The organism is Pararhizobium sp. LjRoot235, from assembly GCF_964254145.1.
In the GTDB taxonomy this organism is placed as follows: Bacteria; Pseudomonadota; Alphaproteobacteria; order Rhizobiales; family Rhizobiaceae; genus Pararhizobium.
The window spans coordinates 3,184,224-3,208,120 of record NZ_CAXUSP020000001.1 but is presented as its reverse complement, the minus strand read 5'-3'; the positions used below and the strand labels follow the sequence as shown (position 1 = coordinate 3,208,120).

Here is a 23,897-nt window from a genome sequence, read left to right as displayed (position 1 = left end):
AACAGGTCCTGCTTACTGCCTATTAACTACTGCCTCGATAACCTTCGGCAGCGCCTCTTCCAGAAGCGCCATATCCGCCTCCGGGCCGGTGCTGATGCGGATGCAGCGGTTGAGCGGCGCAACCCCCGGCATGCGGATGAACACGCCGTGATCCTGCATCAGCCGATCGACGATCGCGCGCGCAAAAATCGCGTCTCTGCCGCCATCGACGGTGACGAAATTCGTTGCCGACGGCAGGGGCTCCAGCCCGTTCCTGATGGCAATCGCAGCGATCCTTTCGCGCGAGGCAGCGATGTTCCCAAGCACCTCTGTCAAATATGCGCCGTCGGCCAGCGCCGCGATCGCTGCCGCCGTGCCGATCCTGTTCATGCCGAAATGGTTGCGGATCTTGTCGAAGGCTTGCGCGGTTCCCGGCGTGCTGATGGCATAGCCGATGCGCGCGCCTGCCAGACCGTAGGCCTTGGAGAATGTGCGGGTGCGGATCACGTTCGGCATGTCGATCAGCGATGCGATCGGCGGGATCGTGCTCCCCGGCGCGGTTTCGCCGTAGGCTTCGTCGAGCACCAGCAGGCATGTCTCCGGCAGCGCCTTGGCAAACCTGACGACACTGTCGGCGTCCCACCAGCTCCCCATCGGATTGTCGGGATTGGCGAAGTAGACGAGCGGCGCATCTTCCCGCTTGACCGCCGCCAGGAGACCGTCGAGGTCCTCGCGGTCGTTGACGTAAGGCACCGTTACCAGCCGGCCACCATGACCTGCGACATGGAAGTTGAACGTCGGATAACCGCCGAGCGAGGTAACGACCGGCAGACCGGGCTCGATCACCATCCGGACGATCTGTCCGAGAAGACCGTCGATGCCCTCGCCGACAGCCAGGTTCGCCGGCAAAGTGCCGAGATGGCTGGCCAGCGCCTGCTTCAGCTCGAAATTTTCCGGATCGTTGTATTTCCAGACGCCGGTCCCCGCCTCGGCCATGGCCTTGAGAACCGAGGGGGCAGGGCCAAAACCGCTTTCATTGGCACCGATCCGCGCCTTGATCGGACGGCCGCGCTGTCGCTCGATCGCTTCGGGGCCGACAAAGGGAATGGTGGAGGGAAGGGAGGAAACCAGGGGCGTAAAGCGGGAAAATGCGGACATGCTGTTGATCGAGCCTGACAATGGATGAAACCGCAGCGGACACTAGCGATGTTTGATCGTCATGGAAACCGAATCCCATTCGCGAAATGCACCTGCCCGCCCTCGATCGCTTGGGAAGGTGTCAATGTTTTTTCGACTCGTTCCCGGTGAAGAACTCGTAGCGGACGATCTCGTGAAGGAACTCCTCGTCGATCGGCTTGATGAAATGCACCTGGATACGATGGTCGTTGCGGAAAATTTCAGCGCAGCCGATTCGCCTCTTGGTGCCGACGATGGTCAGATAATAGTGCTGCGGCAGGCCGATCGTGGTGTTGACGGTGAAGGCGGCGCCGCCACGTGAAATTTCCAGCATTTTGCAAGTGCGGGTCGAAACGCCGCCAAGGGCTGGCCGAACCGCCATCAGGGTGCCGGCCTGCCCGATCGTGAAACGCTCGAAGCGCTCCTCATAAAGCTTGGAGCTGACCACGGAGTACATCGTCGAGTTCTGCATCACCACTCCTCGGTAGCGATGGGCGGCGGATCGCTCGATCCCCACACTGCTCGCCGTCAACATCTTCCCGCTCTTGCCCTCCTCCTGACGACGGCAAGCGATCCATTGAGAATCGATCATGGATATTGCAATCCTTTGAAAGCTTTCCCTAAAAATTTAATGAGGACTTAAATCGCTAAAACGCCTCGTTTTTTGGCGTGGCGATTCAAGGCGCCGACCCACGGCATTGGCAGGCGGCCGGATCGCAGGCGCAAGGGAAATCGTGTGGTCGGCTCAGATCAGCCCGCTGGTAAAGTCCATCCGGATCAGCCGGCTGATGAATTCGGGCGCCAACGGCATGTTGAAGCGCACGCCGAGCTCGAAATTGTGCCGGTGTACCTGCGAACAGCCGATTTCTTCCCGGAAGCCGTCGATCTCCAGGAAGAAATGTTTCGGCAAAAGGATATTGGCGTTGAAATCCAGCATGGCACCGCCGATGGAAATGTGACGCAGCAGGCACTGGTATTTCGTCTTCGTCTTCAGGTGCTGCCCGACGACAAGGATGCGGCAGGGGCGCTCGATATAATAATGCTTGTACCTGGTGGTCGGTTGACCCGGCTTTGCCTCGGCGAGATGCATCACCATCGACATCGGAAACTCCGGAAAAAATGACGGCGCTGCGCCGCTTGTGCTGGATTGTGCAACGTCTGACGAAGGCGCGCGTCACGCTTTGATCGCGCGCCACATTGCTGTGACAGCAGTTTTAGCCACCAGGCTTGTCCTGAGCTTGTGCTGCCCTGTCTTCTGGCTTGCTTAAAAAAGCACAAAAGCGGACATTGAAACCGGCTGGGCCATACGTAATACTTTCATGAAAAGCGCGCGGGGGAAAAACTGCGCGGAAATTAGGGATCATGTTTGTGCGGTTTGCGGGGGGCGCGAAACGTCCCGGCCCGCTGCGCAAGCGCGGAGGGAAAATCATGTTCAAAGCCTATTCCCGGCACTGGGTGCCGATCTTCGTTCTGTCACTATCAGTTTTCGCGTTTCAGGCTGGCGCGGCCGAGGCCGCGAAACGCGTCGCTCTCCTGATCGGCAATGAAAAATATGAGGCGACATCGCAGCTGAACAACCCGGCCAATGACGTCGACCTGATGAAGGCCTCCTTCGAGGACGCCGGTTTCGATACGGTGACGACCGTCCATGATCTCGACCGCGCCTCGATGGTGCGGGCGCTCCGCGATTTCGAGGATGCGGCGACAGGCGCCGAAGTCGCGATCATCTATTATTCCGGCCACGGCATGGAGATGAACGGCCAGAATTTCCTGTTGCCCGTCGATGTCGCTTTGAAGACCGACAAGGATGTGGAAGACGAGGCCGTTCCGCTCGATCGCGTGCAGCGTTCGCTGGAAGGCGCGACCCGGCTGAAGCTGGTCATTCTCGATGCCTGCCGCAACAATCCGTTCGAGCAATCGATGACGCGGTCGATCTCGACCCGCGCCGTCAGCCGCGGTCTCGCCCGCGTCGAGCCCGAATCGGCCGATCTGCTGGTTGCCTTCGCCTCGAAGGCCGGCACGGTCGCCATGGACGGCGAGGGCAAGAACAGCCCATTTGCAACGGCGCTGTCCAAATATCTGACGGAGCCCGGCGTCGATGTGCGCATCGCGCTTGGCAAGGTCCGCGACGAAGTGGTGGCCGCGACCAACCGCAGCCAGGAACCCTTCGTCTACGGCTCGCTCGGCGGCGCCCAGATCTTCCTCAACATCAGGGAGGTCAACGTCAACGTCACCAACAACGGCAACACGGAAGAAGTCTCGCCGAACGGCCAATCGGCCGCTGCCGCCGACTGGCAGAACATCCGCGATCTCGCCGACAAGGACCTGATCGAGGTTTTCCTCGCCAAGCATGGCTCCGACCCCGTCTACAAGATGTTGGCCGAGAAGAAGCTTAAACTTTTGACCGAAGCGGAACAGAACTCCGTAAGCAGCCCCGACGAGATCGCCTGGGACGCGCTGAAGCAGTCGACCGATGCCGCCGCACTCACCCGTTTCATGGAGCGTTATCCTGACAGCAAGCACAAGGCGGAAGCCGAAACCCAGATCGCGGCGCTCGAGCCGAAGAAGGGGCTCAACATCTCCCAGACCGGCAAGGACACGCAGGCATCGCGCGACTGTTACCTGCTGGCCGGTGAACCACAGTCGATGCCGGGCTTCCTCGGCGTCAATTTCCTGAAGATCGATTCGGCCCGCGCGCTGACCGCCTGCGCCCAGGCCGTCAATGAAAACCCCGACGACATGATGCTCGTCAACATGCTCGGGCGGGCGCAGGATGCCGGCCGCAACTATGTCGAGGCGCGGCGCAACTACCAGAAGGCGGCTGACGGCGGCAACATGTACGGGCTGACGAACCTCGCCTGGTTCTCGATTTACGGCACGGATGGTCCGGTCGACATCGAGAAAGGCAAGCAGATGTTCGAGCAGGCCGCCAATGCAGGCAATTCCTATGCCCAGGCATCGCTCGGCTGGCTCTATCGCGAGGGCTACGGCGGCGTTCCCCAGGATTATGCAGAGGCGCTGAAATGGTATCAGCTCTCGGCCAACCAGGGTTATGCCAATGCCATGGCGACGATCGGCTGGTTCTACCGTGAAGGAAACGGCGTCGCGAAGGACTTCAACCAGTCGCTTTCCTGGTACCAGAAGGCGGCTGAAGGCGGCGATGCCAATGCCATGTCCTCGCTCGGCTGGGCCTACCAGAACGGTCTCGGCACGGCGCAGGATTATGCGGAAGCCAAGAAATGGTACGAAAAGGCCGCCAATGTCGGCGATTCCTATTCGATGGCGCTGCTCGGCTGGTTCTACGACGTCGGCAACGGCGTGCCGCAGGACTATGTTCAGGCCCGCAATTGGTATGAAACGGCAGCGAACGCCGGGAGCGCCTATGCCATGGGCAATCTGAGCCGCCTCTATGATTTCGGCCTCGGCACGAAGGCGGACCCGAAGGAAGCTGCCCGCTGGGCAGCGGCCAGCGTCGAGGGCGGCGACCCGGCGAAGCTCCAGGAGATGAAGACCTCGCCGAACAACTTCACGCCCGCCTTCCGCAAGGAAATCCAGGCGCTACTTCGGGAGCGCGGCTATTATAGCGGACCGCTCGACGGTGACTTTGGCGCAGCCACCCAGAATGCGATGGACCGGCTGGCGAAAAAGAGCTGACCGATATCAAACTGCATTGAAAAACGAAGGCCGGGCCTGTGGCAGCAGGCCGGCTTTCGCGATCTGGTGACGATGCGCGACTGGCTAACGCTTGTTTTCCAGGGCTTTGAGCGCCATCTGACCGGCGGCATGCGCCTGCAACTGGCTGATAAACTGGCCGCCGGCAGGATAGACAACGGTGCCGCGCTTGATGACGAAAGCCCAGCGCCCGTTGCGAAGCTTTTCGATCGTCACTTGAGTTTCCGGTTTGCTGTTGCTGTTCACTCTCTGCTCCCAAAGCTATCTTGCGCCGCCCGCAGCGGCGGGCAAGGGCGGATTCAAGGGCACAGGACTACTGCAAAATGCCCATAGCGGGCAATCGGTGAGTATGGCGCAAAGGCGATCGGGAAGTTGGCCGGGAACGGGGCGGCAAGACAGCAGATCCGCCCGTAACAGGCTTGATCGGCTCTTGTCAGGGACTGAAGGTGCGCCGTCGTACAGGATGGAAAATTCAACTTTGTAGCGGGTAACCGCAAAAATCCCTTGCAATGAAGGGCTCCTGACTCTAGTCAGGCGCTAACGGAGAGGTGGCCGAGTGGTCGAAGGCGCTCCCCTGCTAAGGGAGTATACCCGGAAGGGTATCGAGGGTTCGAATCCCTTCTTCTCCGCCACTTTCCTGTTTGTCCGATTGTAGCTCCGCGCCTTTCCGGAATTTGACGGGGCGAATCGGAATTTTTGTTTTCCACCGTGTCAAACTGATCAGCCTTGCGCCGCTTTGGGTGTGATAATCACCTCCCTTGTAGTTGACGCCAGATTTTGCATTTTCTGTCACCGGGTCTTGCAGCAAAGCAACCTTTTCGGCCTGTACGGCTTGCAGGGCGAGATGACACCTCTTTCGCTGTGGATTGAACACGGACTAGTGAACCCTTCCGTTTGTGGACAAAAATACCGAACGGTCGTACCGTTCACGCGTTTTTCAACCAACGAGGGTCCCCTATGTTTTTTAGAACTCTTCTTTTAACAACAGTATTTTTCAGCATCACTGCAGCTTCAGTATTCGCACAAACAAACCCTGCGCCAGACACCAAACATCTCAGATCGATTGTGCGTAACGGCGGCGATTCTCCTGAAATCAAGTCGGCCGTCACAATGCTTGAAGGCCTAGCGTCCAAGGGCGATCAAACCGCCGCGTTAGCTCTGGGTGAGTTTTATTGGCGGGCTTCCGAGGTCGCTCTCAGGGGTAAGGCGGTCAGCTACTTCGAGCAAGCCGCCGCAAAGGGTGATCCTTCGGCTCTGATTGCCCTTGGTGACATTTACAAGGACGGCAAAATCGTCCCGCAAGACGTGCCAAAGGCCGTCTCACTGTACGAACAGGCGCTAGCTAAGAATAATACGTCAGCTTATTTCAAGCTCGGCAGCCTATATAAGCAAGGCGACCGCATGGGTTTAGATCCAGCCAACGCCGCCCCTCTCCTTGAAAAGGGCGTGGCAGCTGGCGACAGTTGGGCAATGATAGCTCTGGGCGACATGTATCGGGAGGGCACTGTCTTACCGCAGGATGCCCAAAAGGCTGTTTCACTCTATGAACAGGCCCTGCAGAAAGACAACCCGACGGCGGCAGGCAAACTTGGCAACATCTACCGCCTCGGTGATCGCTACGGCCTGGATACCGCGCAAGCCATCAAATACCTGCAGCAGGGCGTCGATGCCGACGATCCCGGCGCAATGGTTGGGTTGGGAGACGTCTACAAGGATGGCATTCTTGCCGATCGCGACGTTAACAAAGCGATCGATCTTTACGAAAAGGCGCTTGCTCTGGGAAACATGGGAGCAGCGTGGAAACTCGGATCTGTGTACCAGCGCGGCCTTTCCGCTGGGCTGGATGTGACGAAGGCTATGGAGTTCTACCAGGTCGGGGTCGACGCGAACGATCCATGGGCCATCGCCGGCATGGGGGACATCTACCGCGAAGGTACGATAGCGGCGCGCGATCTCGACAAGGCCATCGATCTGTATTTGACTTCGTATAAGGGTGGCAACAAGGACGCGCTTGTAAAGGCCGCAAATCTTCTTTCCCGCGGAACCAAAAAACAGCAGGCGCGCGCGATAGAACTGATTAACGAAGGCATGGCAAAGAACATTCCCGGGATAACCGTCGTGAGCGCCGAAACATACCTCTATGGCCGGGGCGTGCCACGCAATCCAGCGCGGGCAATCAAAATTCTTGGCAAAGCGGCTGCAGGGGGCGATGGTGAGGCCGGCGTTCGCCTAGCCGGGCTTTACTCAATGGGCTCCGGTGTTGCCGTTCCTAAGAGCATTACGCGCGCACGACAGGCACTTGAAACGGTCAAGGGTTCACTACCCGATGAACGATATCAAACGGAAAAACTCTACCTCGACGGCTCCTCTGCATCATCTCGTTCAGCGGTTGCCGCAATCGTCCAAGAAGTGAAAACGATGAAGCCTGACACTCAGGTCGGCATCATTGATCGCTTGAGCTACACCAACCCCAACGTCTATGTTTACTATCTGCAAGAGTTTTTGCGCGAGAAAGGCTTATACTCAGGCAGCACTAACGGTATGTTGACGGCCTCAACGATCAGGGCCATCAATTCGATATGCTCGTCAGAATCGCAGGAATGCTCGAACGGACCGCTGAGCCCTGAAGCTCGCGCCGCCCTAAAGTACATCTTGCTGTCCGACATCGGAAAGATGAACTAAGCGACGATCATATCCAAGGTAAACAAAAGACATGTCGGCCATCTCAGCTTTTGCAGTTCCATCTGATGAAACGAAGCCAACGGCCGTATTGGCCGGCACGTCGCAACGTTCGATCGTATTAAAGTTCAGCTTTTTTATTTTGTTCGCGCTGCCTGGCCTTTTTAACGGTCAGGAACTTTCGCCTTATATCGGTGCAGGGCTGATCGCCATCCCCTGCGCGTTTTTGGTGCTACTCTTTGCTTCTGGAATGGTCTGGAAAAGGCAATGGCCGTTCGACGCAGGCATGTTCTTGGTGACGCTAATCTTTGTCTTCAACGTCATCCTCTTCGGAACGGCGATGATCTCCGATATGGAGTTGGTGAGATCGACCGCATCAAAACTGCTTGTGTCGACGGCGATGCAAGGCGCGCTCCTCGTCGCGATCGTCACCATTCTCCTGTCAGTCAAAGATGATCAGCGGCAAGAGGTTCTGCAACGATCGCTGGTTTCCGCGCTGGTGTGGTTCTGCCTGGCGCAACTTCTTCTAAACAGCCTTGGCATCGAGCATGCTGATAAGGCGCAAATTCCGCAAACGCAGCGTCCTGCGCTCTTCCTCTCTTATGTCGGAATTGATTTCAATCGCTTCCTGTTCCCTATTTCAACAGGGATGACCAATGCCTGCGTTTACCCACTTCTCCTTGCATCGCTCTCGTTGTTTCGTCTGCGCTCATCCGGTTGGTCACTCATTTGGTTTCTGCTCGCGGCCGCCTTACTGTTGATGAACGACTCTCGAACCTACCAAATGGCGTTGCCCATCGCCTTTGCCTTCTGGTGGATGGCTCGGCGTTTTGGTGCTGCTATGGTTGTGGTTGCTGCCTGCCTGCCTCTTGCTTTGTTCCTGGCAGTTATCCTCAAAAATTCCAACCTGATCGACATCGCTAGCGATCGGTACGATACCTATGGCCTTTTCTCTGGCCGCGAATACCTCTGGACGATCTTTCTCAGCTATTGGAACGGCGCCTCGTTCGCGCAGTTGTTTTTTGGCAATGGCGTTTACGGACAGGTGGCGTCGGGAATATCCAGTAGCTATTCGTTTGTCTTTGCTGGGTGGAACGATGCCGGTCAAAATCTGGCGTCGCTTCACAATTCGTATCTGCAGTTCTTGATCGACGGCGGCCTGATTAGTGCTGTGCTGTACATCGGATTGATCGTGTTGGTGCTTGGGCGGTTGCGGCTTTATGCCAGAGTTCAAGGAAGACACCAGCCCCTCTGGAGGGGGCTGATGGTGTTCCTTATCGCTCTACTGACGGTATGCGGTACTGAGGTCACGATCACCTTTTATGGCCGCGAGGGCTTCACGGTGTTTTTCCTGGTCTGCCTGCTTGCTTTGACCTGCGGCCCAGAGGTTAAACAAGAGAAAGTTCCGATGACCGAGACGCCGGCAAACTAGCCGCTCGCGTTGACCTTGGTGAAGCATCTCTTGAGAGCAAATGCGCGTGAATTCGGTAGGTTTTGCCTGACACCGGTGTCCCAAGAAACGTCAGCGTGAGCATTCCCTCGTCAGGACGCAGCGGTCGCGCCTTTGCAGAATGTGAGCATAACAATGGCGAGCGGTTTGGCGGCGCGCTCTTTTACGCCGGCGTCATTCAAGATGCGGAATCGTTCGATAGGCCCGTTGCGACCTGATTCTGCGAATCTCTTCGTCACTCGCCAGATGCGCATCGTGATTCCATCTCCGAGGCATGGAATTGACCGGGTAGGAGGTCGCCACGCGGCTCCTGCCGGGGCGCGAATCTGCGCTCCGGCTCTCGTTTTGCCCCATTTTTGCCTCGTTATGACACGGACAGGCGGTTGGCGGGACCGGCTAAGCTCTGATGAATAAAGGGTTTCTTAAGGTCTTGTTAACACCTTCCGGCCGCTTAAGGCGATTTTGTGTCGTTTCAGCAACAGCGCAGGGGGAAGGGGGTATCAAACTGCGTGAACTCGCAAGTTGGTGATTGCGCAGACGGTCCGGTCTTGTATTTTCAACTCCGGAAGCAAGGGCGGTTGATCGTCCGACTTCTTAAATGTTGGGGATGGGGCAGGGAACGCTGTCCTTCAGCAAAATACCCAGACCCGTTTGAAACTTTTGACTGGAGGTCAGAAATGAACATCAAGAGCCTTCTTCTCGGCTCCGCTGCGGCTCTCGCAGTAGTATCCGGCGCCCAGGCAGCTGACGCTATCGTAGCTGCTGAGCCGGAGCCCATGGAATACGTTCGCGTTTGCGACGCTTTCGGCACTGGCTACTTCTACATCCCGGGCACGGAAACCTGCCTCAAGGTCGGCGGTTACGTTCGTACCCAGCTGGAATATGATGAAAACTGGACGCGTGGTGGCGCTGACTGGGATGCGTATACCCGCGGTTACCTGACGTTTGCTGCCAAGAGCGACACCGAATTCGGCGCGCTTTCCGGCTACATCAACCTGCAGGCTGACAGCGACTCCGACACCTTCCTCGATGGTGCCTGGATCAACATCGCTGGCTTCGACGTTGGTTACTTCTACAACTGGTGGGACGATTTCGGCCTCAGCGGCGAAACCGACGTAGCCGGCGGCAACCTGACCAACTCGGTTCGTTACACCTACGACGGTGGCTCGTTCCAGGTCGGCGCTTCGGTTGAAGAAATCGCTGGTGACGGCACGAACGACGACGTCGGCGTATCCGGCCTCATTCGCGGCACGGTTGGCGGCGTTGATGCTCTGCTCATCGCTTCCTACGACTTCGACGCTGAAGAAACCGCTCTCAAGGCTCGCCTGACCGCCGAACTCGGCCCGGGCACCTTCGGCCTGATGGGTATCTATGCGACCGACCCGAACTTCTACTGGGACGTGTCTGAATGGTCGGTTGCTGCCGAATACAAGATCCAGGCAACTGAAAAGTTCTTCATCACCCCGGCTGCTCAGTACTTCGGCGACTACGGTATTGCTGCTGACGGTTCCTTCGCTGGCGACGACGCCTGGAAGGTTGGCGTAACGGCTGGTTACCAGATCACGGAAGGCCTGCGTACGCTCGCTACCGTCAACTACCTCGATGTTGACGGCGCCGATGACGCTACCTGGACTGGCTTCCTCCGCCTGCAGCGCGACTTCTAATTTGATCTGACTTCGGTCAGTGATGGAAAGCCCGGCCTTTCGGCCGGGCTTTTTCCGTTGCGGTGCTTCTCTTGTGTCGGCGCGTGGCGGCATGACGCGCCTATGAAATTCCGTTGATGAACCCCAGGATTTCGGCGAGCAAATCCGGGCGGTGCAAGAGCGGGGCGTGGCCCTGGCCTGCGGCGGCGACCGACCTCATGCGTGGATGCCGCTCAGCCATCTCCGCGAATGTCGCTGGCGAGAGGATCGCGGAGTTTTCTCCCCGGATCGCCATCAAGGGCACCGGTTTCAGCCCTTCGTAGAGCGTCCAGAGATCGGCCATCGGGCTGTCTTCGCTGATGCTTCTCAGCGGCTCGATCAGGGCAGGATCGAAATCCGCGACGATCGCGCCGTCCTTTTCCCTGAAGATCGCTTCTGCCATGTCATCCCAATCGGCTTGACCAAGGGCCGGGAACGAAGCGCCGTGCACGCGCTTCAGACTTTCGGCTGCCTCATCCCAGGATCGCAGCAGCGGCTGTGCCTCAAGATATTGGCGTATCAGGAGCAGGCCGCTGGTCTCGACGACCGGTCCGATGTCGTTGAGAATGACGCCGCGCAACAGTGTCGGGCGCATGGCGGCAAGCAGGTGGAGGATCAGGCCGCCACGGGATGTCCCGATGAAAATCGCCTGCTGGACATCGAGCACCGCGCATGCCGTGAGCACATCTTCTGCCTCGATCGGAAGCTGATAGTGGCTCTTATCCGGATCCCAGGCGGAAAAGCCGCGGCCGCGATAGTCGAGCGCGACGACGCGGTGCGGTTTCTCGGGGTGGGTGGAGAGTTGTTCCGCCAGAAGGTGAAAGTCGCGGCTGTTGCGGCTGAGGCCGGCCAGGCAAACGATCGGTAGCGTTCCCTTCGCCTGCGGGTTGTCATGGCCGTAGTCCCGGGCATAGAGCGGCAATCCGTCGCTTGCCGAAAAATAACGTTCCGCAAAATTGGTCCTGGTCGCGCGCGTCACGGGTTGTCCCTTCATTTCTGATTGGAGAACCATAGCGGATCGCGGCGCCGCGTGAAGGGCGGCCGGCCTTGATCTTCACGCGATCCGCGTCCCAATGGGCGGTGTGCTTTAACGCCCTATGCGCAGGTCATGGACGATATCGGCTGTCTGCCCGAGTCGAGACTTGTAGACCTGGTAGTTCTCCATCACCCGCTGCACATAGTTGCGGGTCTCGGCGAAGGGTATGCGTTCGATCCAATCAACGACATCGTCCATCGACTTGCCGCGCGGATCGCCATAGCGGCCGATCCATTCGGGCACGCGGCGGGGGCCGGCATTATAGGCGATGAAGGTGAGGATGTATGAGCCGCCGAAATCATCGATCTGTTCGCCAAGATAGTGTGCCCCGAGCGTAGCGTTGTAGGCGGTATCGGTGGTCAACCGCTCCTTGGAATAGGCAAGGCCATGGCGTCCGGCGACGCCTTTTGCCGTGCCGGGCAGGATCTGCAACAGTCCGCGCGCGTTGGCCGGCGAAATGGCCGCAGGGTTGAAGGCGCTTTCCTGCCGCGCGATTGCATAGGCAAGCGCCTTTCCGGATCCGCCGATGTTCGCGGTCGCCGGAATGACGCCGATCGGGAAGGCGAGCGCTGCGACATCGATGCCGCGGCCGACGGCGAGCTTGCCGATCTGCAGTGACAGTTGATGACCACCGGTTTTTTCCGCGCGGGCGCAGAGGATTGCAAGTTCTCCCGGGCTTGTCAGTTCCGCGGCCAGCGCCCGATAGAGGCTGTCGGCGCGCCAGCCGTGTCCGGCCGCTTCGAGGCGGGCAATTGCGCGAACCGCCTCGCGGCTCTCGAACCGTGAACGATCATCGGCGCTCGGTGACGGATAGGTGACATTCAGTGACTTCCGGCCGAGACGGGCGGCCGCAAGCTGGCCGTAAAACGTGCCGGGCAGGGTCGCTGCCTTGGCATAATAATCGTCCGCATTGCCCGGCGCACCCGCCTCGGCGGCGCGGCCCAGCCAGTACCAGGCACGGGAAACCGAGATCGGCCTGTTGGACGCCTGCAGGATACGCTGGAAATGCCGGGCCGCCGTTGCCGCATCCTCAAGACCGCGCAGCGCATACCAGCCGGCATGAAATTCGGCATCGACGATATCCACCGGATCGGTTGCGACGTGGTTCGCCGCGATCCGGTAGGCGGCCTTGAACTTGCCCTGGTCGAGCAGTCCCCGACTGATGATCCGCTGCTCGACCCACCATTCTGCGGGGTTGACGAGCGCATCCTGGTCCTTCGGCAGACCGGCGAGCAGCTTCGCCGCTTCCTCATATTTTTCTTGGGCGCGCAAATATTCGACGCGGATGAACAGGTAGGCCGGTTCCTTGGCCCATGAAGGATCGACGGCCGCGATGAGCGCTGCGGCATTTCTGGCTTTTTTCGCAACGGCCACCCAGGCACGATAGAGAGACTGGGCCTTACCGAGATCACTGAAGCGGGCAGCCTGATCCAGACGGCTTCGATAGAGCAGCATTTCCATTCGCCGTTTGTGATCGGCAGTCGTGAGCAGGCTTGGAAATTCTGCAAGAATCCTGGTTTCGGTCGCCTTGTCGAGAGCCTCTTTCGACCAAAGGGCATGCAGCAGTTTCGCGGCGGCGGCCTTGTCTCCGTTCGCCTGCAAAGCGCGGGCGAGGATAATGGTGCCATCGGCGGTTTCCGGCCGTGTCGTGCCAAAGGCCGAGAGCACGTCCGATGCGGGCGGATTCTCGCGGTAAAGGGCGCGTTCGGAGTTGGCGCGCAGCGCGCCAAGCCCCGGCCAGCCCTTCAATTCCCGCTGAGCCTCGGCAATTTCATAGGAGGGAACGCCTTTCTGGCCGGAAACGGCGATTGCCCAGGTGAGGACGTGGCGATCGAGCGTGCCCTTGACCATGGCATTGCGGGCCACGATGGCGCGCCCGGCGTCCTTGTTGGAAAGGGCGTCGAGCCCGGCCTTGAGGTTCGAATTGACCGGCAGGGCAGCGATCACCGGGACGATCGAGCCGGTGACACCCTGAGATTGTGATCGGTTGGTTTTGGCGAAGGCCTGGGGTTTGAGGCGCGGCAGGGGGACTTGGTTTTCCTGCGCATATCCGGTGACAGTCGAGAACGCGATCACGGATGCGCCGAGCATCGCAATCATCCGGCGAGACTTGTGTCCACGCATCAAGAACCCCACGCTTGCCCGTGTCAGTCTCTCATTTGGCGATGCAATTGTTAACGAAAGGTTACTCGCGTCCATTCAATCCCATAAATATCGGCGCATCCACGCCAGCGGGTGGTTGCGCCCTGAAATGCATAAAAACGCCGCTGATGCCGGGGAAATAGACGGGAACCGGCGATGAATGGCGTGATAGAGTGCTTGCCGCAGGCACCTCACATGATTATGGTGCGCCAGTTTTCTAACCATGAAATGCGGCCAAAGCGTGGGTTGGTTTCAAGCTTCCCGGGCGCCGTCAGGAGTCGTGCATGTTCAAGGGGTCCATTCCCGCTCTCGTCACCCCGTTCACCGCTTCCGGAGCAGTCGATACGGATAGTTTTGCCGCGCATGTCGAATGGCAGATCAGCGAAGGCAGCCACGGCCTCGTGCCGGTCGGCACCACCGGTGAATCGCCGACTCTGTCGCATCCCGAGCATAAACGCGTGGTTGAGCTGTGCATCGAAATCGCGGCAAAGCGCGTGCCGGTGATCGCAGGTGCTGGCTCCAACAATACGACGGAGGCTGTCGAACTGGCGCACCACGCCGAAAAGGCCGGTGCTGATGCCGTTCTGGTGGTCACCCCCTACTACAACAAGCCGACCCAGAAGGGTCTTTTCGCGCACTATGCCGCGATCGCCGAGAGCGTGAAACTGCCGATCGTCATCTACAATATTCCCGGCCGTTCGGTGGTGGATATGAGCGTCGAGACGATGGCAGCCCTTCACAGGGCCTATCCGTCGATCATGGGTGTCAAGGATGCGACCGGCAAGATCGAGCGCGTTTCCGAGCAGCGCATGGCCTGCGGGGCCGGCTTCGTCCAGCTTTCGGGCGAGGACGCAACGGCGCTTGGCTTCAACGCCCATGGCGGCGTCGGCTGCATTTCCGTGACCGCCAACGTCGCGCCGCGTCTTTGTGCCGAATTCCAGGAGGCGACACTTGCTGGCGATTATGCCAAGGCTCTGGAATATCAGGATAAGCTGATGCCGCTGCACAAGGCGATCTTTATGGAGCCCGGTCTCTGCGGCGCCAAATATGCGCTGAACCGGCTGCGCCAGATGAGCCGCACCGTCCGCTCGCCTCTGCTGTCGACGCTCGAGCCGTCGACGGAAGCCGCGATCGATGCAGCGCTTGGCCATGCAGGGCTGACGAACTGATGGCACCCAAGGGCAGCCAGCGCGTGGTCAAGAGAATTGTCGCGGAAAACCGGAAGGCCCGCTTCAACTACGAGATCATCGACACCTACGAGGCCGGTCTGGTTCTGACCGGCACCGAGGTCAAGTCGCTGCGCGAGGGCAAGGCCAATATTGCAGAGTCCTACGCCACCGACGAAGGCGGCGAGATGTGGCTGATCAATTCCTATCTGCCGGAATATCTGCAGGCAAACCGCTTCAATCACGAGCCGCGCCGCCGCCGCAAGCTGCTTTTGTCGAAACGGGAGGCCCACCGGCTCCAGAGCGCGATCAATCGCGAGGGCATGACGCTCATTCCGCTCAAGATCTATTTCAACGATCAGGGCAGGGCGAAGCTCGAGCTGGCGCTCGGCAAGGGCAAGAAGCTGCACGACAAGCGTGAGACCGAGAAGGAGCGCGACTGGAACCGGCAGAAGAGCAGGCTCCTCAAGGAGCACTGATCTTGACGCAGCTCTCAAAAATCAAAGGACCGGTCGCAAGCGGCCGGTCCTTTTGGTTTCATTCGCTGGTGTCTTCGATGACCGGTTCGGTGACGCGGGGCGCTCGCTCGGAGGGATCGCGACCGACTTCGGCCTTGAGACTGACCAGTTCGATGAAGTGATCGGCCTGGCGGCGCAGGTCGTCGGCGATCATTGGCGGCTGCGTCGACATGGTCGAGACCACCGAGACCTTGCGTCCCTTGCGCTGCAGCGCTTCCACCAGCGTCGTGAAGTCTCCGTCGCCGGAGAAGATGACAAGGTGATCGACCGTTTCGGATTGTTCCATCGCGTCGATGGCCAGTTCGATGTCCATGTTACCTTTGATCTTCCGCCGCCCGAGCGAATCAGTGAATTCCTTCGCGGGCTTTGTCACAACCTTGTAACCATTGTAGTCTAGCCAGTCGATCAGCGGACGGATCGACGAGTATTCCTGGTCTTCGATCAGCGCCGTGTAATAGTAGGCGCGAAGAAGATAACCGCGCTTCTGGAAAGCCTTGAGCAGCTTGCGATAATCAATGTCGAAACCAAGGCTTTTCGAGGCCGCGTAGAGGTTCGCGCCGTCGATGAACAGGGCGATTTTTTCGCGGGGGTCGAACATCGTTTTATCCTTTTTGTTGTCTCAGTGTTTTTTGATTTTCAACCTGACGCGCGCGAATAGGCACCAGTGGCGGAATAATCCCGCTTACATTAAGATTTCTTCATATGCTAGCCATCTAAAAGATTTCTTCATATGCCAGCCATCTACACCGCAATTTGCTTTAGTCTAAGAAAATCCCGGTTGAAATAGCTATTTTTCGCACTTTTTTGCTAACAATGAGAAGTTTGTGGCTTTATTTGGAATTATTTTTGCCGACATTGTATCGGTCCACGCCGTTTTAGCCAATATCCATCTTCTAGAACGATAATAGGCTTTAGTGGCATTCAATCATCATTTGTGAGGATGTCAAAGCCTGTCGATTGACCGCAATGGCATCGCGTCGGCAGGGCAATCGCGCCGCTAGCGGGCATCGCGCGGATATATTTTGTTGAAGTGCAGGAAAAACTTGAATTTGTCCGCTTTTGATTGTATCGGGCAGGTTAATTCCTGAAATCGGAGCCACGCATGGCGTCAGGCCGACGGCTGGCCGGGTTCCGATGTTGTTAATCAGCGCACGCGACGGATCATTTCAGGGTATCTGTGATTGAAGCTGCGCTCTTGAGACCCAAAGGACAGGCAATGGCCCGCGTCACTGTTGAAGATTGCATCGACAAAGTCGATAACCGTTTCGAACTCGTCCTTCTGGCAAGCCATCGCGCCCGCCTGATCTCGCAGGGTGCTGCGATCACCATCGACCGTGACAACGACAAGAATCCGGTCGTTGCCCTTCGCGAGATTGCAGATGAAACGCTGTCTCCTGGCGACTTGAAGGAAGACCTGATCCACTCGCTGCAGAAGCATGTCGAAGTGGACGAGCCTGAGCCCGATCCATCGTCGATGATCAGCGGCGATGCCGCTGCGGCCTTCGCTGAAACGGCTGAAGACGATGATCAGCCGGAGCCGATCACCTTCGACCGCATGTCGGAAGAAGAGTTGCTGGCCGGCATCGAAGGCCTGGTTCCGCCGGAAAAAAGCGACGACTATTGAGCCATTGCTCTTCCGGCTTGTCGCCGGATGCGACGCTCTGACGCAATGCCGCGTTTTCGTTCGGAAATCGCGTAAAGCCGGTATTTGCAAAGCGGTGCGCCACTCCTATGATTGGCGCACTTTTTCTTTTCCGGATACCCCTGGAGCCGCTAGCGGATGATGCGCCAATACGAGCTCGTTGAGCGCGTTCAAAAATACAAGCCCGATGTAAACGAGGCGCTGCTGAACAAGGCCTATGTTTACGCCATGCAGAAACATGGCCAGCAGAAGCGGGCGAGCGGCGACCCCTATATCTCCCACCCTCTCGAAGTGGCCGCGATCCTCACCGAGATGCATCTCGATGAATCGACCATCGCGGTGGCACTTCTGCACGATACGATCGAGGATACGACGGCGACGCGCGCCGAGATCGACGATCTGTTCGGCGAGGATATCGGCGCGCTGGTCGAGGGGCTCACCAAGATCAAGAAGCTCGATCTGGTGACGAAGAAGGCCAAGCAGGCGGAAAATCTGCGCAAACTGCTTCTGGCGATTTCCGACGACGTGCGCGTACTTCTCGTCAAGCTTGCCGACCGGCTGCACAACATGCGCACGCTCGATCATATGTCGGCGGAAAAGCGCGCCCGGATTTCCGAGGAGACGATGGATATCTATGCGCCGCTTGCTGGCCGCATGGGTATGCAGGATATGCGCGAGGAACTGGAGAACCTCTCGTTCCGCCACATCAATCCCGAAGCTTTCGAGACGGTCACCCGCCGCCTGAACGAATTGTCAACGCGCAACGAAGGGCTGATCAAGAAGATCGAGGACGAACTGGGCGAACTCATTCTGGCACGGGGGCTGGTGGGCGCCATCGTCAAGGGGCGGCAGAAGAAACCCTATTCGGTCTTCAAGAAGATGCAATCGAAGTCGCTTTCCTTCGAGCAACTGTCCGACGTCTGGGGCTTCCGCATCATCGTTGCCGACATCCCGGACTGTTACCGGGCGCTCGGCATCGTCCATACCCGCTGGCGCGTCGTGCCTGGACGGTTCAAGGACTACATCTCGACGCCGAAGCAGAACGACTATCAGTCGATCCACACGACAATCGTCGGACCATCCCGCCAGCGCATCGAGCTGCAGATCCGCACGCGCCACATGCACGAGATCGCCGAATACGGGATTGCCGCCCATACGCTCTACAAGGACAGTGTCGAGCCCGCCGGGGACGTCAAGCTGTCGCCGAAGTCGAATGCCTATTCCTGGCTGCGCCGGACGATCGAATCCTTGGCTGAAGGCGACAATCCGGAAGAATTCCTTGAGCATACCAAGCTCGAACTGTTCCAGGATCAGGTTTTCTGTTTCACCCCGAAAGGCCAACTGATCGCCTTGCCGCGTGGCGCGACGCCGATCGATTTCGCCTATGCCGTCCACACCAATATCGGCGACACCTGTGTCGGCGCGAAAATCAATGGCCGGATCATGCCGCTGGTCACCCGGCTGAACAATGGCGACGAGGTCGAGATCGTCCGCTCCGGCATCCAGGTGCCGCCGCCGGCCTGGGAAGAAATCGTCGTCACCGGCAAGGCGCGCGCAGCGATTCGGCGCGCGACCCGGGCTGCCGTTCGCAAGCAATATTCCGGGCTTGGCTACCGCATTCTCGAGCGCACGTTCGAGCGGGCGGGCAAGTCGTTTACCCGCGAGGCGATGAAGCCGGTCCTGCATCGTCTCGGCCACAAGGATATCGAGGATGCGATTGCAGCAGTCGGCCGCGGCGAACTGTCGTCACTCGATGTGCTGCGCGCCGTATTCCCTGATCATCAGGACGAGCGCGTCACGATAAAGCCGCAGGACGAAGGCTGGTTCAACATGCGCAGTGCCGCCGGCATGGTGTTCAAGCTGCCGAACCGGCCCAAGGACATGTTCGACATGCTTGAGGGGGAGGGCCCGGAAGCTCTGCCTATTCGCGGGCTGTCCGGCAACGCCGAAGTTCATTTCAGCGCCTCCGGCGCCGTGCCTGGTGACCGCATCGTCGGCATCATGGAAAAGGACCGCGGCATCACGATCTATCCGATCCAGTCGCCCAGCCTGCAGAAATTCGACGACGAGTCCGAGCGCTGGATCGATGTGCGCTGGGATCTCGACGAAGCGAACAACACCCGCTTCATGGCCCGCATACAGATCAATGCGCTGAACGAGCCGGGCACGCTTGCCGAAATCGCCCAGTCGATCGCCACCAGCGACATCAATATCCGTACCCTGTCGATGGGCCGGGTGGCTGCCGATTTCAGCGAGTTCCAGCTCGATCTGGAAGTCTGGGATCTGCGTCAGCTCAATCATCTAATCACGCAAATCCGCGAATTGCCGAGTGTTTCCACGGTCAAGCGCGTCTTCGAGTGATGCGCATGTGCGGCATTGCCGGATGAGGACGAGAGCGCGCGTCGTTCGCATCGCCCAGCTTCCGGCCGCGGGCTACGCCGGTCACGATTGACGATATTTTCGCATAGCCGGGCGGCAATTGCTCTGGAAATGTGCACTTTGTGGGGAGAAGATGTGCATGCCATGCATCTTGCGCATGGCTGCCGCGTCTTTGTGGCTCTGGTGAATAAGCGCAGCCTCAACTATCTTCAGCGTCGGGAGGTAAACGAAAGAGGTTTACCATGTTTAAGCAACTGAAGACTATCACCCGCGCTTTGCGCGTACCGTCCGTCGAAGAGCGCGAAATGAACTATCTCAATGGTTCGCTCGATCGGATCGATCTGGAATACCGTCAGCGTCAGGTTGATCGCGGCCTGTTCCGCAACTCCTTCTAAGTCAAGCTGCCGTCCGGCTGCCTGTTTCCGCAGGCTGCCTGGACCTATGCAAATGTTGCATGCCTGACCGGCTCACCGCGCATGAGGTGCAGGCGCCCTCAGGTGTCCTGGCATGATGGCCAGATATGCTGTGTCGGAATGCTGATTTTCCCGCGGCCGCCATTGAACAGCCATATCCGCATGTCTATCAGGACAGCATGTTGTTCAGACGCAAGAAGCCGGCAACCTTGTCGGGAAGGCTCCGTGAGTTTCTGTGGCCGCGAAAGGGCTTTTCGCGTGGCGTGCGGTATTTGTCGATGCGCGTCCTGCGACTGTCGTCCTCGCCGCACTCCATCGCCGTCGGCGTTGCCGCCGGGGCGGCGTCTTCCGCAACGCCGTTTATCGGCTTTCACATCCTCATCGCGCTTGCTCTTGCCTATCTCTTGTCGGGCAATCTGATCGCAGCCGGCATAACCACCGCGCTTGCCAATCCGCTGACCATCCCGGTCATTCTCGTTGCGACCTACGAGGTTGGCGTGATGATCCTCGGCACGGGCGGCAGCGGTGCTCTGACGGGGGAAAACATCCTCCATATGCTGGGCCATCTTGAACTCATGCATCTATGGGAGCCTGTGTTGAAGCCGCTGCTGATCGGTTCGGTGCCGGTTGCGGCCGGCAGTGCCGCTGCCTTCTATTTCGTGGCCTTCCAAGCCGTCAAACTGTTCCAGTCCCGCCGCCAGGTCCGGCGCTCCAGCAAGGTGCAGCCGCGCACGGCGGGATCGGCGAATGGTCTTTGATCGCGAATTTTTAACTTGGCAGGCGGCCGTCTGTTTGCTCTTGTCCGGTGAGGCGCGCCTCAACTCTCATAAGGTATTTTCGTTTCGATGATTATCGGCATCGGCAGTGACCTGATCGACATCAGGCGTATCGAAAGCTCGCTTGAACGCTTCGGCGAGAGGTTCAGCCAGCGCTGTTTCACCGAAATAGAGATCCGGAAATCCGAAGGCCGGAAAAACCGGGCCGAATCCTATGCCAAGCGGTTCGCGGCGAAGGAAGCCTGTTGCAAGGCACTTGGGACGGGCATGGCGCGGGGCGTGTTCTGGAAGGACATGGGCGTCGTCAACCTGCCGGGCGGCAAGCCGACCATGCAGTTGACGGGCGGCGCTGCCGAAAGGCTCAGCGAAATCCTGCCTCCCGGGCATCGCGGCGTCATTCACCTAACGATCACCGATGACTTCCCCCTGGCGCAGGCCTTCGTGATAATCGAAGCTCTGCCCGTTGCCCCGGATAAAGGAAGCGTTTAGAGCATGTCCGCATGAAGCGGACCGGAAAACGGGCGTGGTTCATTTGAAAAGCGGCGCCGGGCGCAATATGTCCGGACGGCCTGTGATCAAATCCCCGTCAGGATATAGACCGCAAGTAATATCTTCGTTCGACACGGAGCGGTGCGAGCAATGACCAGATCAAGGAACGACGGCGTGGCAGAAAAGATAGAAAAGAAGCAGAGTGGCCTTTGGGAAAATGTCAAGGTCATTATCCAGGCGCTTCTCTTGGCTGTGGTGATTCGCACCATTTTCTTCCAGCCCTTTACCATTCCCTCCGGCTCCATGATGCCAACGCTTCTCGTCGGCGACTATATCTTCGTTAACAAGTTCGCCTATGGCTATTCAAAATACTCGCTGCCGTTCGCGCCGGACCTGTTCAGCGGCCGCATCTTTGCGAGTGAGCCGAAGCGCGGCGATGTCGTCGTATTCCGTTTCCCGCCGAACCCGGACATCGACTACATCAAGCGCCTGATCGGTCTGCCGGGCGACAGGATCCAGGTTCGCGACAGTATTCTTTATGTCAACGACAAGCCTGTTCCGCGTGTGCAGGATGGTGCCTTCCGCGCCGACGATCAGTATGACACCGGCGCTGAAATTCCGGTCTATCGTGAGACGTTGGACACCGGCGCCACGTTCGACACGCTCGACCAGTTTCCGGATTCGCGTGGCGACAACACCCGCGAGTTCATCGTCCCCGAAGGCCATTATTTCATGATGGGCGACAACCGCGACAACTCGGCCGACAGCCGTTTCGACGTAGGTTTCGTGCCTGCCCAGAACCTTGTCGGCCGCGCCAGCATGATCTTCTTCTCGCTCGGCAACGACACGTCATTCCGTGAAGTGTGGAAGTGGCCGACGAACCTGCGCTACGACCGCCTTTTCAAGGCCGTTGAATGAGTAAGGGCCGTTCGCTGAACACGGAGGACCGGGAGCGCCTTGAAGCTGCGATCGGCTACAGCTTCGCTCAGAAGGAGCGGCTCGACCGGGCGCTGACCCATGCGAGCGCCCGCAACGCCAAAGGCTCGAACTATGAGCGGTTGGAATTCCTCGGGGACCGCGTGCTCGGCCTCTGTGTCGCCGAGTTGCTGTTCCAGACCTTCAAGGAGGCTGACGAAGGCGAACTCTCCGTTCGCCTGAACCAGTTGGTCAGCGCCGAAAGCTGTGCTCTTGTTGCCGATGCGCTGTCACTGCACCTCTTCATCCGCACCGGCGCTGACGTGAAAAAGCTCACCGGAAAACACATGCTGAATGTGCGCGCCGATGTGGTAGAGTCGCTGATCGCGGCGATCTATCTTGATGGCGGACTGGAAGCGGCGCGGGGGTTTATTCAGCGCCACTGGTCGGCGCGGGCAAGCCGGGTCGATGGTGCGCGCCGCGACGCCAAGACGGAATTGCAGGAATGGGCACACGCCAAGTTCGGCGTGACACCGAACTATCGCATCGACGACCGGTCGGGGCCTGATCACGATCCGCGCTTCACGGTGACGGTGGAGATACCGGGCATTGCGCCGGCAACCGGCATCGATCGCTCCAAGCGAGCCGCCGAACAGGTAGCCGCCACGAAAATCCTGGAGCGGGAAGGCATCTGGAAGACAGCGATGACGGCCTGACCTGTCCGGAGGCAAAGATCCTCCCGAAAGATCAGGCAATCTTTTGATAGACATGCGATCCTGCGCCACCGGCGCCCGGCGCACAATCGGAATTACGGACACTATGAGCCAAGATGATGTAAAGACGGCACCGCCCGAAAGCGCTGCCACCCGCTCCGGCTTCGTGGCGCTGATCGGCGCCACCAATGCCGGCAAGTCCACGCTGGTCAACCGCCTGGTCGGCGCCAAGGTGTCGATTGTCAGCCACAAGGTGCAGACGACGCGTGCAATCGTCCGCGGCATCGCCATTCACAAACAAGCCCAGATCGTCTTCATGGATACGCCCGGCATCTTCAAGCCGCGCCGCCGCCTCGATCGCGCCATGGTGACGAGCGCCTGGGGCGGCGCTAAGGATGCGGACGCCATCATGATGCTGATCGACAGCGAGCGCGGCCTGAAGGGCGACGCCGAGACCATTCTCGAAGGGCTGAAGGAAGTTGAGCAGCCCAAGATGCTAGTCCTCAACAAGATCGACCAGGTTTCGCGCGAGGAGCTGCTCAAGCTTGCGACCGCGGCAAACGAATATGTCGATTTCGAGCGTACCTTCATGATCTCGGCACTGACCGGCTCGGGCTGCGACGATGTGCTCGACTATCTCGCCATGAAGCTGCCGGAAGGCCCCTGGTACTATCCTGAAGACCAGATTTCTGATCTGCCGATGCGTCAGCTCGCCGCTGAAATCACCCGCGAAAAGCTCTTTCTGCGGCTGCATCAGGAACTTCCCTATTCCTCGCATGTCGAAACGGAGAAATGGGAGGAGCGCAAGGACGGCTCGGTGCGCATCGAGCAGGTGATCTATGTCGAGCGCGACAGCCAGAAGAAGATCGCGCTCGGCAAGAACGGCGAGGCGATCAAGGCGATCTCCATGGCCTCGCGCAAGGAACTCTCCGAGATCCTCGAACAGCCGGTCCACCTGTTCCTGTTCGTCAAGGTCCGCGAGAACTGGGGCGACGACCCCGAGCGGTTCCGCGAAATGGGGCTGGAGTTTCCGAAGTAAAAGAAAGGCGCTGGCAACGGCGCCTTTTTTT

Annotated in this window: 21 protein-coding genes and 1 tRNA gene; 15 read left to right on the top strand and 7 right to left on the bottom strand. The window is 58.8% G+C overall.

Translation table 11 applies throughout. The features are described 5' to 3' along the window. Positions 1-12 precede the first annotated feature (12 nt). From ACSQ2Z_RS15685 to ACSQ2Z_RS15675, 3 genes are all read right to left on the bottom strand, one after another. Positions 13-1,137, bottom strand: coding sequence for a pyridoxal phosphate-dependent aminotransferase (locus ACSQ2Z_RS15685; RefSeq protein WP_436082034.1), 1,125 nt, complete (start codon positions 1,135-1,137; stop codon positions 13-15). A gap of 121 nt (positions 1,138-1,258) precedes the next feature. Beyond that, positions 1,259-1,747: a PilZ domain-containing protein gene (locus tag ACSQ2Z_RS15680; RefSeq protein WP_436082033.1), complete on the bottom strand. Its 489-nt coding sequence runs from the start codon at positions 1,745-1,747 to the stop codon at positions 1,259-1,261. A gap of 153 nt (positions 1,748-1,900) precedes the next feature. Further along, positions 1,901-2,257, bottom strand: coding sequence for a PilZ domain-containing protein (locus ACSQ2Z_RS15675; protein WP_436082032.1), 357 nt, complete (start codon positions 2,255-2,257; stop codon positions 1,901-1,903). Between the two features lie 326 nt (positions 2,258-2,583). On the opposite strand from ACSQ2Z_RS15675, the gene ACSQ2Z_RS15670 reads away from it, so the two are divergent. After that, positions 2,584-4,809, top strand: coding sequence for a caspase family protein (locus ACSQ2Z_RS15670; protein WP_436082031.1), 2,226 nt, complete (start codon positions 2,584-2,586; stop codon positions 4,807-4,809). An 84-nt stretch (positions 4,810-4,893) separates the two neighbouring features. Here ACSQ2Z_RS15670 and ACSQ2Z_RS15665 read toward each other — a convergent pair whose 3' ends face one another. Beyond that, positions 4,894-5,073, bottom strand: coding sequence for a hypothetical protein (locus ACSQ2Z_RS15665; protein ID WP_436082030.1), 180 nt, complete (start codon positions 5,071-5,073; stop codon positions 4,894-4,896). Between the two features lie 296 nt (positions 5,074-5,369). On the opposite strand from ACSQ2Z_RS15665, the gene ACSQ2Z_RS15660 reads away from it, so the two are divergent. The 4 genes from ACSQ2Z_RS15660 (at position 5,370) to ACSQ2Z_RS15645 (ending at position 10,620) form a co-directional block, all read left to right on the top strand. Next, positions 5,370-5,459: transfer RNA gene (locus ACSQ2Z_RS15660), tRNA-Ser, on the top strand. A gap of 325 nt (positions 5,460-5,784) precedes the next feature. Continuing rightward, positions 5,785-7,509 carry a tetratricopeptide repeat protein gene (locus tag ACSQ2Z_RS15655; protein ID WP_436082029.1) on the top strand — a complete coding sequence of 575 codons (1,725 nt, stop codon included), beginning with the start codon at positions 5,785-5,787 and terminating at the stop codon, positions 7,507-7,509. 31 nt (positions 7,510-7,540) lie between these two features. Then, positions 7,541-8,938 carry an O-antigen ligase family protein gene (locus tag ACSQ2Z_RS15650; RefSeq protein ID WP_436082028.1) on the top strand — a complete coding sequence of 466 codons (1,398 nt, stop codon included), beginning with the start codon at positions 7,541-7,543 and terminating at the stop codon, positions 8,936-8,938. Between the two features lie 695 nt (positions 8,939-9,633). Then, positions 9,634-10,620 (top strand): porin, encoded by a 987-nt coding sequence (locus tag ACSQ2Z_RS15645; RefSeq protein WP_436082027.1) that lies wholly within the window; start codon positions 9,634-9,636, stop codon positions 10,618-10,620. Positions 10,621-10,720: 100 nt separating this feature from the next. Here the strand turns inward: ACSQ2Z_RS15645 and ACSQ2Z_RS15640 are convergent, their stop codons facing one another. Both ACSQ2Z_RS15640 and ACSQ2Z_RS15635 read right to left on the bottom strand, forming a co-directional pair. Continuing rightward, the gene (locus ACSQ2Z_RS15640; protein ID WP_436082026.1) at positions 10,721-11,632 is read right to left on the bottom strand and encodes an alpha/beta fold hydrolase; all 912 of its coding nucleotides are present in this window, start codon (positions 11,630-11,632) and stop codon (positions 10,721-10,723) included. 93 nt (positions 11,633-11,725) lie between these two features. After that, on the bottom strand, positions 11,726-13,774 hold the full coding sequence (locus ACSQ2Z_RS15635; protein WP_436083094.1) for a transglycosylase SLT domain-containing protein: 2,049 nt from the start codon (positions 13,772-13,774) through the stop codon (positions 11,726-11,728). Between the two features lie 326 nt (positions 13,775-14,100). Between ACSQ2Z_RS15635 and dapA the strand changes: the two genes are divergently transcribed. Next, positions 14,101-14,985, top strand: a complete 885-nt coding sequence (gene dapA / locus ACSQ2Z_RS15630) for a 4-hydroxy-tetrahydrodipicolinate synthase (RefSeq protein WP_436082025.1) — start codon at positions 14,101-14,103, stop codon at positions 14,983-14,985. Beyond that, a complete protein-coding gene (gene smpB, locus ACSQ2Z_RS15625; RefSeq protein WP_436082024.1) occupies positions 14,985-15,461 on the top strand; it encodes an SsrA-binding protein SmpB in 477 nt (158 codons plus the stop codon). The genes dapA and smpB overlap by 1 nt, the downstream gene beginning before the upstream one ends. A gap of 58 nt (positions 15,462-15,519) precedes the next feature. Here smpB and ACSQ2Z_RS15620 read toward each other — a convergent pair whose 3' ends face one another. Then, a complete protein-coding gene (locus tag ACSQ2Z_RS15620) occupies positions 15,520-16,098 on the bottom strand; it encodes an NYN domain-containing protein (protein ID WP_436082023.1) in 579 nt (192 codons plus the stop codon). 618 nt (positions 16,099-16,716) lie between these two features. Here ACSQ2Z_RS15620 and rpoZ point away from each other — a divergent pair. The 8 genes from rpoZ to era all read left to right on the top strand — a co-directional run bounded on the left by rpoZ (position 16,717) and on the right by era (position 23,866). Then, the gene (gene rpoZ, locus ACSQ2Z_RS15615; protein WP_113006685.1) at positions 16,717-17,124 is read left to right on the top strand and encodes a DNA-directed RNA polymerase subunit omega; all 408 of its coding nucleotides are present in this window, start codon (positions 16,717-16,719) and stop codon (positions 17,122-17,124) included. Positions 17,125-17,280: 156 nt separating this feature from the next. Continuing rightward, a complete protein-coding gene (locus ACSQ2Z_RS15610; protein WP_436082022.1) occupies positions 17,281-19,503 on the top strand; it encodes a RelA/SpoT family protein in 2,223 nt (740 codons plus the stop codon). Between the two features lie 260 nt (positions 19,504-19,763). Then, the gene (locus ACSQ2Z_RS15605; RefSeq protein ID WP_436082021.1) at positions 19,764-19,916 is read left to right on the top strand and encodes a DUF3563 domain-containing protein; all 153 of its coding nucleotides are present in this window, start codon (positions 19,764-19,766) and stop codon (positions 19,914-19,916) included. Between the two features lie 197 nt (positions 19,917-20,113). After that, positions 20,114-20,692 (top strand): DUF2062 domain-containing protein, encoded by a 579-nt coding sequence (locus tag ACSQ2Z_RS15600; protein WP_436082020.1) that lies wholly within the window; start codon positions 20,114-20,116, stop codon positions 20,690-20,692. Between the two features lie 87 nt (positions 20,693-20,779). Further along, positions 20,780-21,199 (top strand): holo-ACP synthase, encoded by a 420-nt coding sequence (acpS, locus tag ACSQ2Z_RS15595; protein WP_436082019.1) that lies wholly within the window; start codon positions 20,780-20,782, stop codon positions 21,197-21,199. 174 nt (positions 21,200-21,373) lie between these two features. Continuing rightward, a complete protein-coding gene (lepB, locus tag ACSQ2Z_RS15590; RefSeq protein WP_436082018.1) occupies positions 21,374-22,117 on the top strand; it encodes a signal peptidase I in 744 nt (247 codons plus the stop codon). Beyond that, positions 22,114-22,830: a ribonuclease III gene (gene rnc / locus ACSQ2Z_RS15585; RefSeq protein ID WP_436082017.1), complete on the top strand. Its 717-nt coding sequence runs from the start codon at positions 22,114-22,116 to the stop codon at positions 22,828-22,830. The genes lepB and rnc overlap by 4 nt, the downstream gene beginning before the upstream one ends. A 103-nt stretch (positions 22,831-22,933) precedes the next feature. Then, on the top strand, positions 22,934-23,866 hold the full coding sequence (gene era, locus ACSQ2Z_RS15580; RefSeq protein WP_436082016.1) for a GTPase Era: 933 nt from the start codon (positions 22,934-22,936) through the stop codon (positions 23,864-23,866). Positions 23,867-23,897: the final 31 nt, after the last annotated feature.

What these genes read in the sequence shown, in the direction of transcription:
- ACSQ2Z_RS15685 (WP_436082034.1), bottom strand. Translation starts at nt 1,137, where the DNA reads ATGTCCGCATTTTCCCGCTTTACGCCCCTGGTTTCCTCCCTTCCCTCC.
- ACSQ2Z_RS15680 (WP_436082033.1), bottom strand. Translation starts at nt 1,747, where the DNA reads ATGATCGATTCTCAATGGATCGCTTGCCGTCGTCAGGAGGAGGGCAAG.
- ACSQ2Z_RS15675 (WP_436082032.1), bottom strand. Translation starts at nt 2,257, where the DNA reads ATGTCGATGGTGATGCATCTCGCCGAGGCAAAGCCGGGTCAACCGACC.
- ACSQ2Z_RS15670 (WP_436082031.1), top strand. Translation starts at nt 2,584, where the DNA reads ATGTTCAAAGCCTATTCCCGGCACTGGGTGCCGATCTTCGTTCTGTCA.
- ACSQ2Z_RS15655 (WP_436082029.1), top strand. Translation starts at nt 5,785, where the DNA reads ATGTTTTTTAGAACTCTTCTTTTAACAACAGTATTTTTCAGCATCACT.
- ACSQ2Z_RS15650 (WP_436082028.1), top strand. Translation starts at nt 7,541, where the DNA reads ATGTCGGCCATCTCAGCTTTTGCAGTTCCATCTGATGAAACGAAGCCA.
- ACSQ2Z_RS15645 (WP_436082027.1), top strand. Translation starts at nt 9,634, where the DNA reads ATGAACATCAAGAGCCTTCTTCTCGGCTCCGCTGCGGCTCTCGCAGTA.
- ACSQ2Z_RS15640 (WP_436082026.1), bottom strand. Translation starts at nt 11,632, where the DNA reads ATGAAGGGACAACCCGTGACGCGCGCGACCAGGACCAATTTTGCGGAA.
- ACSQ2Z_RS15635 (WP_436083094.1), bottom strand. Translation starts at nt 13,774, where the DNA reads ATGATTGCGATGCTCGGCGCATCCGTGATCGCGTTCTCGACTGTCACC.
- dapA (WP_436082025.1), top strand. Translation starts at nt 14,101, where the DNA reads ATGTTCAAGGGGTCCATTCCCGCTCTCGTCACCCCGTTCACCGCTTCC.
- smpB (WP_436082024.1), top strand. Translation starts at nt 14,985, where the DNA reads ATGGCACCCAAGGGCAGCCAGCGCGTGGTCAAGAGAATTGTCGCGGAA.
- ACSQ2Z_RS15620 (WP_436082023.1), bottom strand. Translation starts at nt 16,098, where the DNA reads ATGTTCGACCCCCGCGAAAAAATCGCCCTGTTCATCGACGGCGCGAAC.
- rpoZ (WP_113006685.1), top strand. Translation starts at nt 16,717, where the DNA reads ATGGCCCGCGTCACTGTTGAAGATTGCATCGACAAAGTCGATAACCGT.
- ACSQ2Z_RS15610 (WP_436082022.1), top strand. Translation starts at nt 17,281, where the DNA reads ATGATGCGCCAATACGAGCTCGTTGAGCGCGTTCAAAAATACAAGCCC.
- ACSQ2Z_RS15605 (WP_436082021.1), top strand. Translation starts at nt 19,764, where the DNA reads ATGTTTAAGCAACTGAAGACTATCACCCGCGCTTTGCGCGTACCGTCC.
- ACSQ2Z_RS15600 (WP_436082020.1), top strand. Translation starts at nt 20,114, where the DNA reads ATGTTGTTCAGACGCAAGAAGCCGGCAACCTTGTCGGGAAGGCTCCGT.
- acpS (WP_436082019.1), top strand. Translation starts at nt 20,780, where the DNA reads ATGATTATCGGCATCGGCAGTGACCTGATCGACATCAGGCGTATCGAA.
- rnc (WP_436082017.1), top strand. Translation starts at nt 22,114, where the DNA reads ATGAGTAAGGGCCGTTCGCTGAACACGGAGGACCGGGAGCGCCTTGAA.
- era (WP_436082016.1), top strand. Translation starts at nt 22,934, where the DNA reads ATGAGCCAAGATGATGTAAAGACGGCACCGCCCGAAAGCGCTGCCACC.